The sequence below is a fragment of the Corynebacterium yudongzhengii genome, assembly GCF_003065405.1.
GTDB lineage: Bacteria > Actinomycetota > Actinomycetes > Mycobacteriales > Mycobacteriaceae > Corynebacterium > Corynebacterium yudongzhengii.
Map to the genome: position 1 here is coordinate 2,064,300 of NZ_CP026947.1, position 20,040 is coordinate 2,084,339.

Here is a 20,040-nt window from a genome sequence, read left to right on the forward strand (position 1 = left end):
AAGACCTGATCGACTGGTCGGTGTCGGTGGACTTTGACGATCGCCCGGGCCCATCAGCACGTCACGAACATCACGCGGGTCACAGGGGGCTTTGTCGAATTACAACAACCTGCTGGCCGAGCCGCCTGATCACGCGGTCGGCCGATCACGGGGTGGTCTGTCTACCAAGGTCCACGCCCTGGTCGACGGCCATGGCATGCCCCTGACCATGATCGTTACTGCGGGCCACCGCGGTGACTGCCCGGTGCTGATCCCGTTGTTGAAACGCCTGCGGGTGCCCGGGATGGTGGGCCGACCGCGCACCCGGCCCGATGAACTGCGCGCGGATAGGGCGTATGCATCGAAGGCTGTGCGCAGGTATCTGCGCGAGCGCAAGATCACGGCGACGTTCCCGGAGAAGAAGGACGTGATCGCCGTCCGGAAGCGGAAAGGCTCGATGGGTGGGCGTCTACCGACGTTCGATGCGCAGTCCTACAAGGGCTGCAACGTGGTGGAACGGTTTTCGGCAACCTCAAGCAGTGGCGGGGTGTGGCAACCCGGTACGACAAGCTCGCGGTTGTCTACCGGGCCGGCGTGATGACTATCGCCGTCATGACCTAGCTGAAGAAATTGTCAGACACGCCCTAGTCCGCGATCGCGTCCAGCGGTGGGGTCTTCGCCGCGCGCCCGGCCGGCCAGATGGCGGCGATGAGGCCGACGATCAGCGCACCGATCAACACGACGCCCAGCAGGTCCCAAGGCACGATGGCGTTGCTGAGGCCTTGGTCCTCGAGGACCTCGATGAACGCCCAGCCCAGGCCTAGGCCCATGACGATGCCAGAGACCGCGCCGAACAGGGCGATCTGCACAGCTTCGAGCATGATCATCGTGCGGACCTGGCCGCGCTGCGAACCGACGGCGCGCAGCATGCCGATCTCCTGTCGGCGCTCAATCACGCTCAGAGTCAGCGTGTTGACGATACCCAGGATCGCGATGATCACCGCCAGCGCCAGCAGCGCGTAGAGGATGCTGAGCATCTGGTCGATCATCTGGTTGGCCAGGCCGGCCATCTCCTCACCATCCATGACTTGGACGACGATGAACTGGGCCATCTCCTCCTCGAGGTTGGCGCGCAGCTCTTCGTGCTCCACGCTGCCGTCGCCGGTGACACCGATCATGATGATCTCCATCATTTCGGGCGGGATCACGGCGCTGACGTCAACCGTCGACACCATGGGGTTCGAAAGCACCTCGTTCTGGCCAAAGGTACCGATCAGCTCGATCTCCGCCGTCTCCGGACTAATGCCCGGGGCGCTGAGTTCGTAGGTCTCGCCGACTGTCCAGCCCCGCTCCTCGGCGTAGGCTTCGGGGGCAATCATGCCGCCGTCGGAAAGGTCGGTGGATCCTTCCACCCCTTCCAGGACAATCAGCTCGGCGGGGTCGCCGTCGCTGACGTCGCTGAACCCGCCTTCCGGGCCGACGGTGGTCGGGAACTCGCCGTCGATAGCCACCGGCGCCGCGGAGTAGATGATGGCTGACTCGACGCCCTCGGTGTTGGCAGCGGCCTTCGGGGCTTCCGCCGGCACGGGGAAGACGCCCTGCTGCGGGCCGGTCAGCACGTAGTCGGCGGTGAAGTTGTTCTCCAACACATCATCGATAGCGCTCTTCATCGACGCCCCGAACATCCCAATCGCCGTCACCAGCGCAATTCCCAGCGCTAACGCGAACGCGGTCGTCGAGGTACGCCGCGGGTTCCGGCGCGTATTCGTCGACGCCAGCTTGCCGATCGCACCAAACGGCAACCCGATGAGACGCCCGAACGTCGGCACGATCGGCAGCGACAGCGCCGGGCCGACCAGGAAGAAGCCCACGATGACCCCCACCGCGCCGACACCAACTGCGATGGCGCGGTGGGCGGTGGACCAGTCGTCGAAAAGCACGCCGATCGCCGCCGCGACGATCGCCGCCGCCACGACAACCGCGCCCACGATGGTGCGCGCCTTCAGCGGCTGGCTCGTCGCGCTTTCCGACGAGCGCATCGCCTCCACGGGCTCCACCTGGCCAGCGCGGCAGGCGGGTGCCCACGCGGAGACCACGGTGACCACGGTGCCGAGCACCACCGGCACCACGATCGCTTGCCACGACAAACCGAGGCCGGAATCCGGCATCTCCATGCCTTGGGTCGCCAGGAATGCCTTGATGACGGCAACCAGGCCGATGCCCACGACGACACCGATCGCCGAACCGATCAGGCCGATGATGACAGCCTCGAAGGTGACAGAGCGAGTGATCTGACCGCGGGAGGCACCCAGCGCACGCAGGAGGGCGAACTCCTTGGTGCGCTGGGCGACGATCATCGAGAAGGTGTTCGCGATGAGGAAGGTTCCCACCAGCAGCGCGATCAGGCCGAAGGCGACGAGGAAGTAGTTGACGAAGCTCAGCGCGTTCTGCACTTCTTGGGAGGTGGTCTCCGCCAGCTGCTCGCCGGTTTCGATCTTGAGATCCGGGAACTCGCTGGCGAGGTGATCGACGAGCTCTTGGTCTTCGATGCCCTCGACGCCTTCGACGATGAGCTGGCTGATGGGCGGGGTGGGCGCGAAGTTATCCAGGTAGGGCTGCTCTTCCATGTAGGCCGTCACGTTGGTGCCCTGGTAGAGCTCGGAATCCCACAGGCCGGTCACGGTGACCACAGAGCGCTCATCGGAATCGACGACGAGCAGCTCTTCGCCGACCTCGAGCCCGTATTCTTCCGCGGCGCTGGCATTGATGGCGACCTCTTCGGCTCCCTGTGGCGCCTCACCTTCGACGAGCTCATGCGAGTCGCCGACGACGTCGTCGGGGTCGTACCAAATCGACAGCGCCGAGTTGCCGCCACCGGTCTGTAGCGGTTCTGGGTCCTCCTCCGTGCCGGTGGCCAGAACCACGGTGCGCGAGGAGGTGATGTTGACGTTGTCGACGTTCTCATCCGCCGCGATGGCGTCACGGTCCTCGGGGGTCGGCTCACCGCCGACGACGACATCGACATCCGCATACACGTCTTCAACCACCGCGTCGAAGGTCTTCGACAGCGAGTTGGTAAACATGAACGCACCGGAAATGAACGCGGTACCCAAAACGACCGCGAGAATGGTCAGTGCCAGGCGCAGCTTATGTGCCGCGATATTGCGCAGCGATACCTTGCGCATGGTGTTGTGGGCCATGGCGACTAACCCTCGATTCCGGACATGGTCTGCAGGATCTTGTCCATGGTGGGGTCGTACATCTCGTCGACGACGCGGCCGTCGGCTAGGAAGATGACGCGGTCGGCGTAGCTGGCGGCGCGGGCATCGTGGGTGACGATGACGACGGTCTGGTTATCCTCATCCACCGCCGTGCGCAGAATCTGCAGCACTTCCGTCGAGGAGTTGGAGTCCAGGTTGCCGGTGGGCTCGTCGCCGAAAATGATCTCCGGGCGGCTCACCAGGGCGCGGGCACAGGCGACGCGCTGTTGCTGACCACCCGAGAGCTCGGCTGGGCGGTGATCGAGACGGTTCGCCAGGCCGAGGCGGGACGTGACCTCGTCGAACCACTCTTGATCCACCGTGTTGCCAGCGATGTCACTCGGCAGGGTGATGTTCTCGGCGGCGGTGAGCGTCGGTACCAGGTTGAAAGACTGGAAGATGAAACCCAGACGGTCGCGACGCAGCGAAGTGATCTCCTTATCCTTCATGCCCGTCAGGTTGGTGTCCCCGAGGAACACATCGCCGGAGGTCGCCGCGTCCAGGCCCGCCATCGTGTGCATGAGGGTGGACTTGCCGGAGCCCGACGGTCCCATGATCGCGGTGAACTGATTCTTGCCGAACTCCACGTCTACGTGATCCAGGGCGATCACGGCGGTATCGCCCTCGCCGTACTGCTTGAACAGCTGCTGGGCACGGGCCGCAGCGACGCGGGGTGTGGAGTGGTTTTCTGGTGTGCTTTCTTGAATGCTTTCTTGCGGGGCGTCGTCGTTATGCAGGACGTGACGACCATAAGAGGACGCCTGCTCGGCGGGAGGCTGGTCAGCGGACTGAGACCGGTTCGACGGCGTCGAGGCCATGGCGGGTGCTTCCTTCCATCAGGCGAAGAAGATCTTAAAATGCAACTCCGCCAAGTATTCCATCTCGTGATAACTGCTGTCCGTTGGGACCAGTAACTAATCTATAAACCGCCGTCCAAGATGGGTATCGGGACTTACCCTGAGTTCACCCTGATTTAATGGTTGGCGCTCTGGTAAGTGTGCTCCGGTACGTGAGTTCTAGGCTCCGAGCACGATGGGTGTTCGTCTGGTGTTTACGGTTCGCGGCTATACGGTCGCATAGTCCGCCGAGAGCCGAACCCGCATAGGAGCCTCTGCGGCTCGCCTCAAATTGCTCTATGCCACGGCATAATGCGCCGGAGATTACGCACGTGCGTAATCGGGGCGGACTCGAATCCCAGGCCCGTGTTGGGAAGCCTGTTTTAAGGTATGAATGACAACTATTGTCAGATGCGATTTGTTGGTAGCGCTTCTCCGGCAAGACGGTCGCGACGGTGTCCGGGTAGTTGGCAAAAGCCACCCGGCCCCGGCAGCTGCCAGGTCCCGCCTAGCCTTAGAGCCGCGCCGCAGACTCCCCGCCCCTTAGCAAACCCGAGCGCGCCGGCACCGGTGCTCGCCGGACGGCGCAGGTGACACGTGTTGCTTGTGCCTATGAGTCCTCCGCGATTCATTGATTTCCGATTACGCACGTGCGTAGACTATTCGGCTCGCACTATGCCGCGCCATAGTCAGCCTGGGGACTGTAGTGGTTGCGGGGTCGGAGTCGACCCCTGTCATGGGCAAAGGATGAGGGATCCCTCCATGTTTTACGAACGTGCGTAAAAACCAGAGAGCGACTCCACACCTCCACCAGAGAAATCCCGTACACCTATGCGGTCCCCGCAACCCATAGAATCCGGCTTACACACGCACCTAAAAACCCCAAACACCCCCACACACAAACAAAAAAGAGTGTGGTGACCCACCCAACCCCCAACAAGAGGTACACAGGCAGACCACCACACACACATTTACTTATCCATACCACAATTGTGGCCGGCGGCAACCTACTCTCCCACACCCTCCCAGGTGCAGTACCATCAGCGCGCACAGACTTAGCTACCGGGTTCGAAATGGGACCGGGCGTGACCCTGACGCTATCAACCACCGACACAACCACAAGACAACACAAACCCCACACCACAAGGCAGGCGGTGTCATGCCAGACACTGCACAGCAGACACAAACAACAACAATCTCACTAGTATTTCTTGCTCACTTAGCGGCGTACACACCACGTGTGTGTTATTCGGTTAATTAGTACCAGTCGCCTCAACACCTCACAATGCTTACAACCCTGGCCTATCAACCCCATCATCTACAGGGAACCTCACACAAGACCTCATCTCGAAACAGGCTTCCCGCTTAGATGCTTTCAGCGGTTATCCCTCCCGCACGTAGCCAACCAGCCATGCCCAAGGCAGAACAACTGGCACACCAGAGGTACGTCCATCCCGGTCCTCTCGTACTAGGGACAGCCTTCCACAAGTCTTGAACGCGCGCGGCGGATAGAGACCGAACTGTCTCACGACGTTCTGAACCCAGCTCGCGTGCCGCTTTAATGGGCGAACAGCCCAACCCTTGGGACCTACTCCAGCCCCAGGATGCGACGAGCCGACATCGAGGTGCCAAACCATCCCGTCGATATGAACTCTTGGGGAAGATCAGCCTGTTATCCCCGGGGTACCTTTTATCCGTTGAGCGACACCACAACCACAAGTAGATGCCGGATCACTAGTCCCGACTTTCGTCCCTGCTCGAGAAGTCCCTCTCACAGTCAAGCTTCCTTGTGCACTTACACTCACCACCTGATTACCAACCAAGCTGAGGAAACCTTTGGGCGCCTCCGTTACCATTTAGGAGGCAACCGCCCCAGTTAAACTACCCACCAGGCACTGTCCCCAACCCAGATCATGGGCCAAGGTTTAGACATCCAACACAATCAGAGTGGTATTTCACCAACGACTCCACAACCACTAGCGTGGCTACATCAACGTCTCCCACCTATCCTACACAAACCATGCCGAACACCAATACCAAGCTATAGTGAAGGTCCCGGGGTCTTTTCGTCCTGCCGCGCGAAACGAGCATCTTTACTCGTACTGCAATTTCACCGGGCCTGTGGTTGAGACAGCAAGGGAGTCGTTACGCCATTCGTGCAGGTCGGAACTTACCCGACAAGGAATTTCGCTACCTTAGGATGGTTATAGTTACCACCGCCGTTTACTGGGGCTTAAATTCTCAGCCTCGCACACCAAAGCATGCTAACTGGTCCTCTTAACCTTCCAGCACCGGGCAGGCGTCAGTCCGTATACATCAACTTCAACGTCTTCGCACAGACCTGTGTTTTTGATAAACAGTCGCTCCCTCCTATTCACTGCGACCACCAGAAGCCAACCCACCGCAACGAGTGAGCAACCACCAGTGGCACCCCTTCTCCCGAAGTTACGGGGCCAATTTGCCGAGTTCCTTAACCACAGTTCACCCGACCGCCTTAGTATTTTCTACCTGACCACCTGTGTCGGTTTCGGGTACGGGCCGTACATGTACATCGCTAGAGGCTTTTCTCGACAGCATAGGATCACCACCATCACCCACAAAAGGGCTACGCATCACGCCTCACACTTTAAAGGTGTACGGATTTACCAACACACCGTGCTACACGCTTGCACCACAATCCAAATAAGTGGCGTAGCTACCCCACTGCGTCACCCCATCACTTGACTACTACCAGATCAGGCCCCACCACACACCACCAACACCAAACATTAAAAATGCTTAGCTAAAAGGCAGCATGCGGTGGTTAGTATCACCGATTCATCAGGGTCGCACACACACGGGTACGGGAATATCAACCCGTTAACCATCGACTACGCCTGTCGGCCTCGCCTTAGGCCCCGACTCACCCTGGGAAGACGAACTTGACCCAGGAACCCTTAGTCATCCAGCGGTAAGGATTCTCACCTCACACTCGTTACTCATGCCTGCATTCTCACTCGCACACAATCCACCCCACCTCACAGTAAAGCTTCACCTCATGCACGACGCTCCCCTACCCAACAACACAACTGTTGCTGCCGTGGCTTCGGCGGTGTACTTGAGCCCCACTACATTGTCGGCGCACGACCACTCGACCAGTGAGCTATTACGCACTCTTTCAAGGATGGCTGCTTCTAAGCCAACCTCCTGGCTGTCTTCGCGATCACACATCCTTTTCCACTTAGTACACCCTTAGGGGCCTTAGCCGACGATCTGGGCTGTTTCCCTCTCGACTATGAAGCTTATCCCCCACAGTCTCACTGCCATGCTAAAACTTCACCGGCATTCGGAGTTTGGCTGGTATTGCTAAGATGATCGTCCCGCTCAACCAACCAGTCGCTCTACCTCCGGCAAGCACACACAACGCTGCACCTAAATGCATTTCGGGGAGAACCAGCTATCACGGAGTTTGATTAGCCTTTCACCCCTACCCACAACTCATCCCCTCAGTTTTCAACCTAAGTGGGTTCGCGCCTCCACAAAGTCTTACCCTTGCTTCACACTGGCCATGGGTAGATCACCCCGCTTCGGGTCCAGAACATGCCACTTAAAAACACACAAAAAGTATTCGCTTTCGCTACGACTACCCCACACGGGTTAACCTCGCGACATGCCGCTGACTCGCAGGCTCATTCTTCAAAAGGCACGCCATCACCCCAACAAAAAAGGGCTCTGACGGATTGTCAACACACGGTTTCAGGAACTCTTTCACTCCCCTCCCGGGGTACTTTTCACCATTCCCTCACGGTACTCAATCCGCTATCGGTCACACTGAGTATTCAGGCTTACCGGGTGGTCCCGGCAGATTCACAACAGATTCCACGAGCCCGTTGCTACTCGGGCACACAACCAATGCCACTGATCATGGTCTTCATGTACAGGACTCTCACCTACTCCGGTCACCCATCCCAAGGCAGTTCCACTAACCACACCAGCAACACCACACAATGACAGTCGCATGAACAGTCATGGCCCACAACCCCGCATACGCAACCCCTGCCAGGTATCACACGCACACGGTTTAGCCTCATCCACGTTCGCTCGCCGCTACTAACAGAATCATTATTATTTTCTCTTCCTACGGGTACTGAGATGTTTCACTTCCCCGCGTCACCCCCAACACACTATGCATTCACATGTTGGTGACACCCCACAACGAGTGCCGGGTTACCCCATTCGGACATCCTCGGATCAACGCTTTGTTGGCAACTCCCCGAGGCATAACGCAGCCTCACACGTCCTTCATCAGCTCAGCATGCCCAGGCATCCACCATGCGCCTAAAACAAACACACACAAGATACGCCAGAACAAAAAACACTAAGAACAACACACCCACCCACCAAAGCAAGCGAGTGTGCCTTAATAGAAGAAAATCATTATTGCTCGCGTCCACTATACAGTTCTCACACAACACCACCACCAACAACCAACCACCCACAACAAGGCAATCAATCATCAATGATGCACAACAGGGAACAATGTTGCCCCAGACACCCAACAGCATGCCAACAGTCACTTAAAAAACCCTTTGCTGCCCCCACACATGACATGACACCCCACCAGCACGCAACAAACGCACCCAGGTGTGTTTCACACGCCGAAAAACAATAACGTGGCAGCAACACACACGGTCACTCAACCACACACCCACAAAAGCCTGTGGGCACACAAAAACTCCTTAGAAAGGAGGTGATCCAGCCGCACCTTCCGGTACGGCTACCTTGTTACGACTTCGTCCCAATTGCCGATCCCACCTTCGACCACTCCCCACCAAAAAGGTTTAGGCCGTGGGCTTCGGGTGTTACCAACTTTCATGACGTGACGGGCGGTGTGTACAAGGCCCGGGAACGTATTCACCGCAGCATTGCTGATCTACGATTACTAGCGACTCCGACTTCATGGGCTCGAGTTGCAGACCCCAATCCGAACTAAGGCCGACTTTAAAGGATTAGCTCAACCTCACGGCATCGCCACCCGTTGTACCGACCATTGTAGCATGTGTGAAGCCCTGGACATAAGGGGCATGATGATTTGACGTCATCCCCACCTTCCTCCGAGTTAACCCCGGCAGTCTCTCATGAGTCCCCAACCAAATGCTGGCAACATAAGACAAGGGTTGCGCTCGTTGCGGGACTTAACCCAACATCTCACGACACGAGCTGACGACAACCATGCACCACCTGTACACCGACTCCAAAGAGAAACTACATCTCTGCAGCGATCCAGTGCATGTCAAGCCCAGGTAAGGTTCTTCGCGTTGCATCGAATTAATCCACATGCTCCGCCGCTTGTGCGGGCCCCCGTCAATTCCTTTGAGTTTTAGCCTTGCGGCCGTACTCCCCAGGCGGGGCGCTTAATGCGTTAGCTACGGCACGAGAAACGTGAAAGCCCCTCACACCTAGCGCCCACCGTTTACGGCATGGACTACCAGGGTATCTAATCCTGTTCGCTACCCATGCTTTCGCTCCTCAGCGTCAGTCACTGCCCAGAGACCTGCCTTCGCCATCGGTGTTCCTCCTGATATCTGCGCATTTCACCGCTACACCAGGAATTCCAGTCTCCCCTACAGCACTCAAGTATTGCCCGTATCGCCTGCACATCCGAAGTTAAGCCCCGGAATTCCACAGACGACGCGACAAACCACCTACGAGCCCTTTACGCCCAGTAATTCCGGACAACGCTCGCACCCTACGTATTACCGCGGCTGCTGGCACGTAGTTAGCCGGTGCTTCTTCTCCACCTACCGTCACCCCAAAAGGGCTTCGTCAGCGGCAAAAGGAGTTTACAACCCGAAGGCCGTCATCCCCCACGCGGCGTCGCTGCATCAGGCTTGCGCCCATTGTGCAATATTCCCCACTGCTGCCTCCCGTAGGAGTCTGGGCCGTATCTCAGTCCCAATGTGGCCGTACACCCTCTCAGGCCGGCTACCCGTCGCCGCCTTGGTAGGCCATTACCCCACCAACAAGCTGATAGGCCGCAGGCTCATCTCATACCGCAAAAGCTTTCCACCACACCCCTACAGTGCAGTCCTATCCAGTATTAGACCCAGTTTCCCAGGCTTATCCCAGAGTACAAGGCAGATCACCCACGTGTTACTCACCCGTTCGCCACTCGAGTACCAGTGCAAGCACTAGCCTTTCCGTTCGACTTGCATGTGTTAAGCACGCCGCCAGCGTTCATCCTGAGCCAGGATCAAACTCTCCACAAAAACAAAAGGCTCGTGAAAAGCCCAAACCTGACAAACACACACCACACAACAAAACAGTCACACAGTGTGTGTAAATCCAAAAATTACATGAACAAACACGCATGATCATGCCATCGACGAGACAAACACAACCACACGCTAAAAATCCCCACCCACAAAAAGTGAGCAGACACAACATCCATGCGCCAAAAACAAAAAGCCAACCAACCCCCAGGCAACGAGAGCACACCACACACGAAACAAACGCATGCAGCATCACAGTGGTTGACCCCGGCACACACCCCAAAAAAGGGCAAGATGCCACACCACACACAAAGGCGGGGACAACAAAAACTATTGGCACACTATCGAGTTCTCACACAACATTTTCCACACTCAACAAAGACACGATCGCGTCTTGCTGTAGAGCGGAAATCTGTTTGTCAGCTTTTTGAGACCTTCGCCGTCCGGCGCGGTCTGTCGCGCTGACTCACATAAAGTTACGCAGAGACCTCGATAAACACAAATCCCCTGCACATAGGGCATTTTAAGTGTTCAACAATGTGCCTTAAGGACATGCGAGAAACCGTAGCTGGCTAGTCAGCCACCCGCTCGATGTCGGCGCCGAGACTGCGCAGCTTTTCCACGAACTGCGGGTAGCCGCGGTCGATGTGATAGACGTCGTGAACGTTGGTCTCACCTTCGGCGACCAGACCGGCGAGGACCAGGCCGGCGCCAGCACGGATGTCGGAGCTCCAGACGTCGGTCGACGACAGGGTTTCTTTGCCACGGATCGCCACATGATGACCATCGATGGAGCAATCGGCACCGAGGCGCTGCATTTCGTCGACGAAGCGGAAGCGCGACTCGAAAACATTTTCCGTAATCACGCTAGTGCCCTGCGCGATGGCGGCGATGCCGATGGCCATGGGTTGCAGGTCCGTCGGAAAGCCGGGGAACGGCAGCGTCTGATAATCGACAGCCTCGGGGCGCTTGTCCATGCGCACGCGGAAGCCGTTGTCGTAGGTTTCGACGTCCGCGCCCGCCAGCTTGAGCTTCTCGAGTGCTAGGTGCAGGTGGCGTGGCGCGATGCCGCCGACGGTGACTTCGCCGCGCGTCATCGCCGCCGCGTACGCCCATGTGCCGGCGACGATACGGTCCCCGACCACGTTGTGCTCGGTGGGGTGCAACTCTTTTTGGCCTTCGATGACCAGGGTTGATGTGCCGGCACCTTCGATCTTCGCGCCCATTGCGATAAGCATCTCACACAGATCGGTGATCTCGGGCTCACGGGCGGCGTTGTCGAGGATCGTCGTGCCTTCGGCGAGCACCGCGGCGGTCAGGATGTTCTCGGTCGCGCCGACCGAGGGGAAGTCGAGCTTGATCTTCGCTCCGTGCAGCTGCTCAGCTTCCGCTACGACCGCGCCGTGGTGGATGCGGGTAGTCGCGCCCATTTTCTCGAGGCCCGACTGGTGCATATCTAAGGGGCGGGAACCGATAGCGTCGCCTCCCGGCAGCGCCACCGTCGCCTTGCCGCAGCGCGCGGTCAGCGGGCCGAGCACAGCGACGGACGCACGGAACTGGCGCACGGCCTCAAAGTCGGCGTTGCCGCTGATCTTCTTAGGGGTGGTGATGCGCACGGTCGGGCCGTCGAGCTGGACCTCACAGCCTAAGCCCTCGAGGACCTTTTGCATCAAGGGGACGTCGAGAATCTCCGGGCAGTTGTTGAGCGTGGTCGTGCCCTCGGCCAGCAGTGCTGCCGCCATGAGCTTCAGGACGCTATTCTTCGCGCCGTCCACCTTGACGACACCCTGCAGGCGGGCACCCCCGCTGACTCGAAATCGTTCCTTCACGCCGTCAACCCTAGCGGGAATCAGGGAAGCGCGCCGATGCGCCGGGCAGCGTTGACGGCCTCGTAGCGCGTGTGGGCCCCGAGCTTGCGCATGACGGAACGCAGGTAGGACTTCACGGTCTCGGCGCCGATGCCCATCTCCTCGGCGGCCTCGACGTTGGTGTGGCCGAGTGCCACGCAGGAGAGCACGTCGAGCTCGCGGGCAGACAGCTTGGTCGACTGCTTGACCCGCACCGGGGAGACCATCTGGTCACACAAGACCTCGAGCTCCTTGCGCAAGGTGTCATCGTCGACACGGTTGGCCAGCATCCGCAGCTTCGAATGAGTCGAGCGGACCTGCTCCCACTCGGCACCGTTCATGACGCGGCCGCTCTTGGTGTTGGCCTTGCCGCCATCGTTGCGGCGCATAGCGGAGTTGACGGCAAAATCCTGCTCGAGGTTACGGGCGGTCATGGTGACCTCTTCGATCACCTTGTCGCCTAAGCGCACCGGCGAGTGCACGCCGACGTAAAGAACGCCGCGAATCTCTCGACGCACGATCACCGGCACCGCGACGATCGAGTGCAGAGACTCATCTTGGATCGCCTTGTCGTACTCATGGCTAATAGTGTTCGCCCGCGTGTAATCGGAGACACCCACGGCGCGGCGGGTGCTCACGACCCGCCCACCCACACCCGAGCCCGGTTCGATGACCAAGTTCTGTAGCGCGGGCGTACGCAGACCGATCCACTGGCTAATTTGCAGGCGATTATCAGGAAGTAGTGCTCCATACATGGTCACCGGTATTCCGGTGGCCGTTTTTAGCGAGGTCAGAGCGGAACGGACAGCCTCGTCGTCGTCCTTCATCCTGTGCGCTTCCATTGGGACTCCAGCTCCAGGGCCACCCGAAAAGGTGTCCCCATATCGTGAACGATTGCATGGTTTCCAACCATTTCAGGCTCATAGTAGCCCGTAATCGGGGGTAAGAAAAAATACACCCCGCCTCATCGCGTACCGAAGTATGGGAAATAGCTGTGCACCTGTCGGTCTAGACGAAATAGACATCTTGGTCTATGGTGGCGTTAGTCCGACTTACTGACAAGCAGTAAACAAAGGAGAACAGTTCATGGCGAAGATCTACGACAATGTCACCGATCTCATCGGCGGTACCCCGCTAGTCAAGCTCAACGAGCTCCCGGAAGCCGAGGGCGCGAAGGCCACCATTCTGGGCAAGCTGGAGTTCTACAACCCGGCCAACTCGGTCAAGGACCGCATCGGTAAGGCCATCATCGACGCCGCCGAGGAGTCCGGTGAGCTGAAGCCGGGCGGCACCATCGTCGAGGCCACCTCCGGCAACACCGGCATCGCTCTGGCTATGGTCGGCGCGGCCCGCGGCTACAACGTCGTCCTGACGATGCCGGAGACCATGTCCAACGAGCGTCGCGTCCTGCTGCGCGCCTACGGCGCCGAGATCGTCTTGACCCCGGGCACCGCCGGCATGCAGGGTGCCGTCGACAAGGCCAACGAGATCATCGCCGAGCGCGACAACGCCGTGCTCGCCCGCCAGTTCGCCAACGAGGCCAACCGCCGCATCCACTACAAGACCACCGGCCCGGAGATCTGGGAGGACACCGACGGCAACGTCGACATCCTCGTCGCCGGCATCGGCACCGGCGGCACCATCTCGGGCGCTGGCAAGTACCTGAAGGAGCAGAAGTCCGACGTCAAGGCCATCGGCGTCGAGCCGGCCGCCTCCCCGCTGCTGACCGAGGGCAAGGCTGGCCCGCACAAGATCCAGGGCCTGGGCGCCAACTTCATCCCGGAGGTGCTGGACCGCGGCATCCTCGACGAGGTCCTGGCTATCTCCAACGAAGAGGCCGTCGCCACCTCCCGCAAGCTGGCCACCGCTGACGCCGTGCTGGGCGGCATCTCCACCGGCGCGAACGTCCGTGCTGCCCTCGAGGTAGCCAAGCGTGAGGAGAACGAGGGTAAGACCATCGTCGTCATCATCCCGGACTTCGGTGAGCGCTACGTCTCCACCATCCTGTACGAGGACATCCGCGACTAGTCGCGCCTTTTCTCTCGCTCACCGCCGCGAAGCCTACCACCGGGCACCGCGGCGGTGAATTTTTATGCTCCGTTCCTGCCGGGCTCATGGCCGAGACTGATAGAGTTTGCCACATGAATATCGTGCAGCTGATCCGGGAAGATTTGCGTAACGCCCGCGCTCATGATCCCGCCGCCCGCGGCGACGTCGAGAACGCCATCGTCTACTCGGGTCTGCATGCGATCTGGCTGCACCGTATCAACCACGCCCTGTGGAAACGCGGCATCAAGGCTCCGGCACGCATCGGCGCACAGATCGCCCGCGCCCTGACCGGCATCGAGATCCACCCCGGCGCGACCATCGGGCGTCGCTTCTTCATCGACCACGGCATGGGCATCGTTATCGGCGAGACCGCCGAGATCGGCGACGGCGTCATGCTCTACCACGGCGTGACCCTCGGCGGGCAGGTGCTCACACAGACTAAACGCCACCCCACCTTGGGCAACAACGTGACCATCGGCGCCGGTGCGAAGATTCTGGGGCCCGTCGTCATCGGCGACGGCTCGGCGGTGGGCGCGAACGCCGTCGTGACCAAGGATGTGCCCGCCGACCACATCGCCACCGGCGTTCCCGCCAAGGCCCGCCCGCGCAAAAAGAGCGAGCAGGCCAAGCTCGTCGACCCGGACTCCTATGTCGATCCGGGCAACTACGTCATTTAGGCCAGCAGGTCGCGATAGCCCTCATGCTTATCGACGAAGTGCTGCACCGCCGAGCAAGAAGCAACCACCTTCCGGCCTAACGCGCGCGTATCATCCAGCGCCTCCCCAATAAGCCGCCCCGACAGACCTTGACCGCGAAAACGCGGGTAGACCACTGTGTGGTTGAAATCGCGCACGCCCTTATTGTCTCGGTAGGCGGCGAAACCGGCCGTCTGCTCCCCTACCTGCAGCAGGTAGCGGGAGTTTTCTTCGTCGTGGATAACCGACGTCTCACTGTTTCGGGTCATGTCCTTGAGTATGTCACCGGGCCCCAAGCTCTGATGCGCCCTCCTCTTGTGAAGGCGCCTTCTCCAGCCCCAGCGCTGCGGGGAGGCAAAAGAGCAACAGAGGTGACGAGTAGCAAACTACCCCAACGCCCAGAAAATGGAAGGGAACCTCAGTTAACACACAGAACGCCCGGAACCCTCGTTAAGGAGGATCCCGGGCTGCCGGTGGCCAGAAGCGGGGTCGAACCGCTGACCTTCCACTTTTCAGGCGGACGCTCTACCAACTGAGCTATCTGGCCGGAAAACGCCGGCTACAGCGGCGTTTCCTGGCGACCCTGACGGGACTTGAACCCGCGACCTCCGCCGTGACAGGGCGGCGCGCTAACCAACTGCGCCACAGGGCCAATCTTCAAATTTTTTGCGCTTCGGACTCCGTCCGTTGCACGAGATGTAACCTTACACAGGGCCTGTCAAAGGAAACAAGTCAGCTGTTCATCGGCCATTTTTCAACCGATCGGCGCAGTCGTTTCGACCTTCCGGCTAGAGTCTTGTGCCCAGCTCCGGCGGCTCACCGCTTAAGGCCGCACGCCCTAGAATCTCGAGCTTCTCGCGCCGCTTGTCGTGCAGGGTGTGGGTACGCGTGTCGCGCCAATAGCGATCCACCCCACTGGTGGTCGTCGCACTCGCCGCGCCGAGCAGCTCGTAGATCCGCGAGGTGACGTCGACCGAGGCTTCAGCGATCCAGGACTTCGCCGCCGCCACGGCCAGTGCCCCACGATGAGGATCGCCCGCACTCAGAAAGAGACGATCAACTTCCGCGGCGGCCTGCTGTAGCGCCGCGGCGGCCACCCAGGTGCGTTGCACCAGCTCTCCGGTCTGGTGGTTCACCAGCCGGTCGGTTGCGACACCGGCCTTCACCACCCGCTCCACCGCCGCCTGCATGATCCCGACATCGATCGCGGCGTGCAGAAGCTGCGCGAACGCCCCGTATCCCGGCATGGCGAGGGCACGCGCGCGGTCGTAGAGGCGCTCTACCTTCACCGCATCCAGGTCCACGGTGCCAGATCCCGTCGCCGCTTGCCCCAGGCCCCGCCAGTCGTCGACAATGCGCACCCCCTCTGCATCTATCGGCACGAACGCCGCGAGGGATTGTCCGTCTTCGCCCGGCCTGCGGGCGGTAATGGCCAGGTAGTCGGCATAGATCGAGCCGGTAGACCAGCGCTTTGTCCCACTGATCAGTCCCTTATCGAGCACCACCGGGTCGGTCTCCGCCTGCGCGTTGGCCACTAGGGCACCGTCGACAAGCCGTCGTGCCCATAAGGATTCTTCTTCTGGATGCTCACCAGCTAACAGCCACCGGGTAAACACGAAATGGCTCTGCGGAATCTGCGCCAGCGAGCCATCGACCGTGGCCAACACGCGGGTGATCTCGGCGATCGCGGAGGCCGGCAGCTCGGGCCCGCCCAGGCGCTCGGGTACGTGGGCGGCAAGCACCCCGGAGGCGCGGAGGCTTTTGAGGCTGTCGACGTGGGTGGTGGCGTCGATAAGCGGGTGACGTGCGGCGGTGATACTAGGAAGCAACGTTCACCCCCGGCCGGTAGGCGGCCGCCTGGTGCTCGGCCGGAAGGCGATCGCCGCGGCCGAAAAGCTTATGGCGCAGCGAGCCCGGCGTGTACGCGGTCTTGTAGCGGCCCAAGGCCTGCAGCTCGGGCACGACGTAGGCGACGATGTCCTCGAACGTCGCCGGAGTGATGGCATAGGCGAGATTGAACCCATCGACGTCGGTGTCATCCTGGAACTGGGCAAGTTGCTTGGCGACGGACCGTCCGGAGCCCACTAGCACCGGCCCAAAGCCGCCGATACCGGTGCTCTCCCCCAGCACGCGGACGGTCCACTCGCCGTCGTCGGTGCCTCGCTGATGCGGGCGGCGGTCGACTGAATGGCGTTGGACTCGATGGCCTGGATGGGGGCGTCGAGGTCATAGACGGACAGGTCGGTGCCCGTCCAGCCGGACATGAGCGTCAGCCCGCCGACGGGGTCGATGAAACGTCGGTAGTCGGCGTAGGTGTGGTGGGCGTCCTCCTCGGTCTCGCCGGTGATGATCGTCTGCATGGCAAAGATGCGGATCGCATAGGGATCCCGTCCGGCGCGCTCCGCCGCGTCCCGGAGACGCTGCACCGTCTCCTTCGCTTCGGCGGTGGTGTTGGCGTTGATGAAGACCGCCTCGGCGTGCTCACCGGCGAAACGCACCCCGCGCGGGGGCGCCCGCCTGGTAGATGACCGGGGTGCGTTGGATGCTCGGCTCGGTGATCGCGATGCCCGGGACCTGGAAATACTTGCCCTTATGGGAAATCGGATGGACCTTCGCGGGATCGACGAACACGCCAGCCTCGCGGTCGGCCACGACGGCGTCGTCCTCCCAGGAGCCCTCGAGCAGCTTGTAGATGACCTCGAGGTATTCGTCGGCGCGGTCATAACGCTCGTCGTGCGGCAGCTGGTCCGTCTGCCCCATGTTGCGGGCAGCCGAGGGCAGATAGCCGGTGACCACGTTCCAGCCGATTCGGCCGTTGGTGAGGTGATCCAGCGTGGCCAGGCGGCGAGCGAAAGGATAGGGATGCTCATAGGCGGTTCCGGCGGTAATGCCGAAGCCAAGGTGTGTCGTCGTCGCCGCCATCGCAGAGACCAAAAGGATCGGGTCATTAACCGGCACTTGGGCGCCCGCTCTCAGGGCTGCCTGGTTGCTGGAGCCGTAGACGTCATAGGTGCCGAGGACGTCGGCGAGGAAGAGGCCGTCGAAAAGCCCTTCTTCTAACGTGCGTGCCAGCTTCACCCAATAGTCGAGCGTGTTATAGCTGCGCGCCTGGTCCTGCGGGTGGCGCCACAGCCCCGGCGACTGGTGGACCACACAGTTCATATCGAAGGCGTTCAGCAGTATTTCTCTTTGCCCGTTACCCATGTTTACCTCGCACTTTCTTTATAGACCTCTTTGTCTACTTATCGTGTACTGGAACTGTAGGGCGCTGACGTGGTAGGCGACAAGCGAATAATTCGCCGTGAATCTATCTATTTTCTGGGGATTGTGCTATCAGTGGAACTACCCAAACACTCCCCAAGAAGAAGACATGCAGAACCTGAGCAGCCCGAACAAAATCGCCCAGGCGTTCTTAGCCGTGATCGTGGGTATCTGGGCCTATTGCCTCGTGGTGGCGCCCATGCTCACCGAGGGCAGCTACACCGAAGTCGTCGCCGAGAAGTCCCGCGAGATCGGCATCGGCTTCACCATCGCCGCAGCGGCGGTGGGCGCGATCTGCTATGTGATCGCGAAGAAGAACTCGCAGAAGTAAGTAGGCGGGCACGCGAAAAGACCCCAGAACACAGCGTGTATCACTGTGCACTGGGGTCTTGACGTGGCGACCCTGACGGGACTTGAACCCGCGACCTCCGCCGTGACAGGGCGGCGCGCTAACCAACTGCGCCACAGGGCCATATTTTCATGTTCGGAGGTACGTTGTACGTACGTACCCCCAACGGGATTCGAACCCGTGTCGCCGCCGTGAAAGGGCGGTGTCCTAGGCCTCTAGACGATGGGGGCCCGCCTTCACCTTCACGAGAATCCCTCGTCGGTTGCAGCCCTTAAAAACTTACTCGACGCCAGAAGAGTTTACAAAACCGCACTACAAAGGCAATTTTTCGAGTTTTCACGGCCGCAGAAGAAATAGGGTGGGGTGATATAGTCAGCACACCGAATCATTCGCGGAAAGGACAGCTACCATCTCCACTCCCAGCCCCGACGCGCAGGATCAGTGCCATGATGCGGGCGATGGCTTTCACCGCCCCGGCTACCACGAGGACAAGAAGCGCTATCTTGCGCGCCTGAAACGCATCGAGGGCCAAACCCGAGGCATTCACCGGATGATCGCTGAGGACGAGTACTGCATCGACATCCTCACCCAGGTCGCCGCTGTGAACTCTGCGCTGGAAAATGTTGCGCTGGCGCTGCTCGAGGATCATCTGTCGCACTGCATGCGCGACGCCGCCGCCAACGATGGCGAGCTCGCCGAGGACAAGATCACCGAAGCCATGGCCGCCGTGCGGCGGATGGTGAAGTCTTAGAAGGTATGAGCGGTGAAAACCTATGAGTCTGGGGCTGAGCTCGCCGCGGAGGTCGCCAAGCGGGGCGGTCTTTTCATCGGCGAGTTCGCAGACGTTGCTGATGACGATTGGGATCTGCTGGTCGAAGGCGTTGACCGAACGCCTCGCCAAATGATCGCTTACCAGCTTGGCTGGCTCCAGCTGCTGCTCGGCTGGGAACGTGACGAACAGGCAGGCATCGATGTGGTCACTCCCGCCCCAGGATTCAAGTGGGATCAACTGGGTGGCCTGTATGCACAGTTTTATCAACGCTGGGAGAAAGTGCCAGCTAAAGAACTGGTTGACCAGTTCAGGGTTTTGCTCGGGGAAATCATCCAGATGGTTGAGGGATTCACTGAGGCGGAGCTATTTGAGCCGCACCAGCGCGCGTGGGCGTCTTCTACACCGTCGGCATGGCCAGTATGGAAGTGGGTGCATATCAACACCGTGGCACCGTTTACTACTTTCCGCACCAAGATCAGGAAATTCAAGAAACTGACTGCCGCCGGATGATACGGGTAGCTCGCGCGTAGCCCAGTAGAAAACCGCCGGCCAATTACGACCAGCGGTTTTAGTGTTTGGTGGGCCCTGTGGGGATCGAACCCACGACCTGCGGATTAAAAGTCCGTAGCTCTACCAACTGAGCTAAAGGCCCAATGCCCCATGATTCTAGCGCCTTTCCCCCGCTGCCCGGAAACCACCCGCGCTCTACGGTGAAAAGACGGTTTGAGGTTCCCCCGAGTG

The 20,040-nt window shown here is 60.1% G+C and carries 12 protein-coding genes, 5 tRNA genes, 3 rRNA genes and 1 pseudogene; 6 read left to right on the plus strand and 15 right to left on the minus strand.

Annotated features, from left to right (window positions below):
* The first annotated feature begins 91 nt into the window (after positions 1 to 91).
* Positions 92 to 577: a transposase gene (locus C3B44_RS11815; protein WP_199906015.1), complete on the plus strand. Its 486-nt coding sequence runs from the start codon at positions 92 to 94 to the stop codon at positions 575 to 577.
* Between the two features lie 46 nt (positions 578 to 623).
* On the opposite strand, the gene C3B44_RS09620 is transcribed toward C3B44_RS11815, so the two are convergent.
* From C3B44_RS09620 to ramA, 7 genes are all read right to left on the minus strand, one after another.
* A complete protein-coding gene (locus C3B44_RS09620) occupies positions 624 to 3,179 on the minus strand; it encodes an ABC transporter permease (RefSeq protein ID WP_108432178.1) in 2,556 nt (851 codons plus the stop codon).
* Between the two features lie 5 nt (positions 3,180 to 3,184).
* Entirely contained in the window at positions 3,185 to 4,057 is an 873-nt protein-coding gene (locus C3B44_RS09625; RefSeq protein WP_108432179.1) for an ABC transporter ATP-binding protein, read from the minus strand.
* 1,012 nt (positions 4,058 to 5,069) lie between these two features.
* Positions 5,070 to 5,187: ribosomal RNA gene (gene rrf / locus C3B44_RS09630) — 5S ribosomal RNA — on the minus strand.
* A gap of 124 nt (positions 5,188 to 5,311) precedes the next feature.
* A 23S ribosomal RNA gene (locus tag C3B44_RS09635) occupies positions 5,312 to 8,409 on the minus strand.
* A gap of 388 nt (positions 8,410 to 8,797) precedes the next feature.
* A 16S ribosomal RNA gene (locus C3B44_RS09640) occupies positions 8,798 to 10,323 on the minus strand.
* Together the 16S, 23S and 5S rRNA genes form the textbook arrangement of a ribosomal RNA operon.
* Positions 10,324 to 10,898: 575 nt before the next feature.
* Positions 10,899 to 12,155, minus strand: a complete 1,257-nt coding sequence (murA, locus tag C3B44_RS09645) for a UDP-N-acetylglucosamine 1-carboxyvinyltransferase (protein ID WP_108432180.1) — start codon at positions 12,153 to 12,155, stop codon at positions 10,899 to 10,901.
* Between the two features lie 20 nt (positions 12,156 to 12,175).
* Positions 12,176 to 13,015 carry an acetate metabolism transcriptional regulator RamA gene (gene ramA / locus C3B44_RS09650; protein WP_108432181.1) on the minus strand — a complete coding sequence of 280 codons (840 nt, stop codon included), beginning with the start codon at positions 13,013 to 13,015 and terminating at the stop codon, positions 12,176 to 12,178.
* A 244-nt stretch (positions 13,016 to 13,259) separates the two neighbouring features.
* Between ramA and cysK the strand changes: the two genes are divergently transcribed.
* On the plus strand, positions 13,260 to 14,201 hold the full coding sequence (gene cysK, locus C3B44_RS09655) for a cysteine synthase A (RefSeq protein ID WP_108432182.1): 942 nt from the start codon (positions 13,260 to 13,262) through the stop codon (positions 14,199 to 14,201).
* A gap of 113 nt (positions 14,202 to 14,314) precedes the next feature.
* Positions 14,315 to 14,899: a serine O-acetyltransferase EpsC gene (gene epsC / locus C3B44_RS09660; RefSeq protein WP_108432183.1), complete on the plus strand. Its 585-nt coding sequence runs from the start codon at positions 14,315 to 14,317 to the stop codon at positions 14,897 to 14,899.
* On the opposite strand, the gene C3B44_RS09665 is transcribed toward epsC, so the two are convergent.
* The 5 genes and pseudogenes from C3B44_RS09665 to C3B44_RS09685 all read right to left on the minus strand — a co-directional run bounded on the left by C3B44_RS09665 (position 14,896) and on the right by C3B44_RS09685 (position 18,121).
* Positions 14,896 to 15,186: a GNAT family N-acetyltransferase gene (locus C3B44_RS09665; protein ID WP_108432184.1), complete on the minus strand. Its 291-nt coding sequence runs from the start codon at positions 15,184 to 15,186 to the stop codon at positions 14,896 to 14,898. The genes epsC and C3B44_RS09665 overlap by 4 nt on opposite strands.
* 205 nt (positions 15,187 to 15,391) lie before the next feature.
* Positions 15,392 to 15,464: transfer RNA gene (locus tag C3B44_RS09670), tRNA-Phe, on the minus strand.
* Positions 15,465 to 15,492: 28 nt separating this feature from the next.
* A tRNA-Asp gene (locus tag C3B44_RS09675) sits at positions 15,493 to 15,569 on the minus strand.
* A 136-nt stretch (positions 15,570 to 15,705) separates the two neighbouring features.
* Positions 15,706 to 16,746: an acyl-CoA dehydrogenase family protein gene (locus C3B44_RS09680; RefSeq protein ID WP_235840465.1), complete on the minus strand. Its 1,041-nt coding sequence runs from the start codon at positions 16,744 to 16,746 to the stop codon at positions 15,706 to 15,708.
* A pseudogene (locus C3B44_RS09685) lies at positions 16,736 to 18,121 on the minus strand (LLM class flavin-dependent oxidoreductase). Before C3B44_RS09685 ends, C3B44_RS09680 begins: the two are co-directional and overlap by 11 nt.
* Before the next feature lie 166 nt (positions 18,122 to 18,287).
* On the opposite strand from C3B44_RS09685, the gene C3B44_RS09690 reads away from it, so the two are divergent.
* A complete protein-coding gene (locus C3B44_RS09690) occupies positions 18,288 to 18,509 on the plus strand; it encodes a hypothetical protein (RefSeq protein WP_108432185.1) in 222 nt (73 codons plus the stop codon).
* Between the two features lie 64 nt (positions 18,510 to 18,573).
* Here C3B44_RS09690 and C3B44_RS09695 read toward each other — a convergent pair.
* Both C3B44_RS09695 and C3B44_RS09700 read right to left on the minus strand, forming a co-directional pair.
* A tRNA-Asp gene (locus tag C3B44_RS09695) sits at positions 18,574 to 18,650 on the minus strand.
* Between the two features lie 34 nt (positions 18,651 to 18,684).
* A tRNA-Glu gene (locus tag C3B44_RS09700) sits at positions 18,685 to 18,757 on the minus strand.
* Between the two features lie 179 nt (positions 18,758 to 18,936).
* On the opposite strand from C3B44_RS09700, the gene C3B44_RS09705 reads away from it, so the two are divergent.
* Both C3B44_RS09705 and C3B44_RS09710 read left to right on the plus strand, forming a co-directional pair.
* Entirely contained in the window at positions 18,937 to 19,278 is a 342-nt protein-coding gene (locus C3B44_RS09705; RefSeq protein WP_108432186.1) for a metal-sensitive transcriptional regulator, read from the plus strand.
* Positions 19,279 to 19,290: 12 nt separating this feature from the next.
* The gene (locus C3B44_RS09710) at positions 19,291 to 19,809 is read left to right on the plus strand and encodes a ClbS/DfsB family four-helix bundle protein (protein ID WP_108432187.1); all 519 of its coding nucleotides are present in this window, start codon (positions 19,291 to 19,293) and stop codon (positions 19,807 to 19,809) included.
* Positions 19,810 to 19,875: 66 nt separating this feature from the next.
* On the opposite strand, the gene C3B44_RS09715 is transcribed toward C3B44_RS09710, so the two are convergent.
* Positions 19,876 to 19,951 (minus strand) — tRNA-Lys (locus tag C3B44_RS09715).
* Positions 19,952 to 20,040: the final 89 nt, after the last annotated feature.

What these genes read in the sequence shown, in the direction of transcription:
- C3B44_RS09620 (WP_108432178.1), bottom strand. Translation starts at nt 3,179, where the DNA reads ATGGCCCACAACACCATGCGCAAGGTATCGCTGCGCAATATCGCGGCA.
- C3B44_RS09625 (WP_108432179.1), bottom strand. Translation starts at nt 4,057, where the DNA reads ATGGCCTCGACGCCGTCGAACCGGTCTCAGTCCGCTGACCAGCCTCCC.
- ramA (WP_108432181.1), bottom strand. Translation starts at nt 13,015, where the DNA reads ATGGAAGCGCACAGGATGAAGGACGACGACGAGGCTGTCCGTTCCGCT.
- cysK (WP_108432182.1), top strand. Translation starts at nt 13,260, where the DNA reads ATGGCGAAGATCTACGACAATGTCACCGATCTCATCGGCGGTACCCCG.
- epsC (WP_108432183.1), top strand. Translation starts at nt 14,315, where the DNA reads ATGAATATCGTGCAGCTGATCCGGGAAGATTTGCGTAACGCCCGCGCT.
- C3B44_RS09665 (WP_108432184.1), bottom strand. Translation starts at nt 15,186, where the DNA reads ATGACCCGAAACAGTGAGACGTCGGTTATCCACGACGAAGAAAACTCC.
- C3B44_RS09690 (WP_108432185.1), top strand. Translation starts at nt 18,288, where the DNA reads ATGCAGAACCTGAGCAGCCCGAACAAAATCGCCCAGGCGTTCTTAGCC.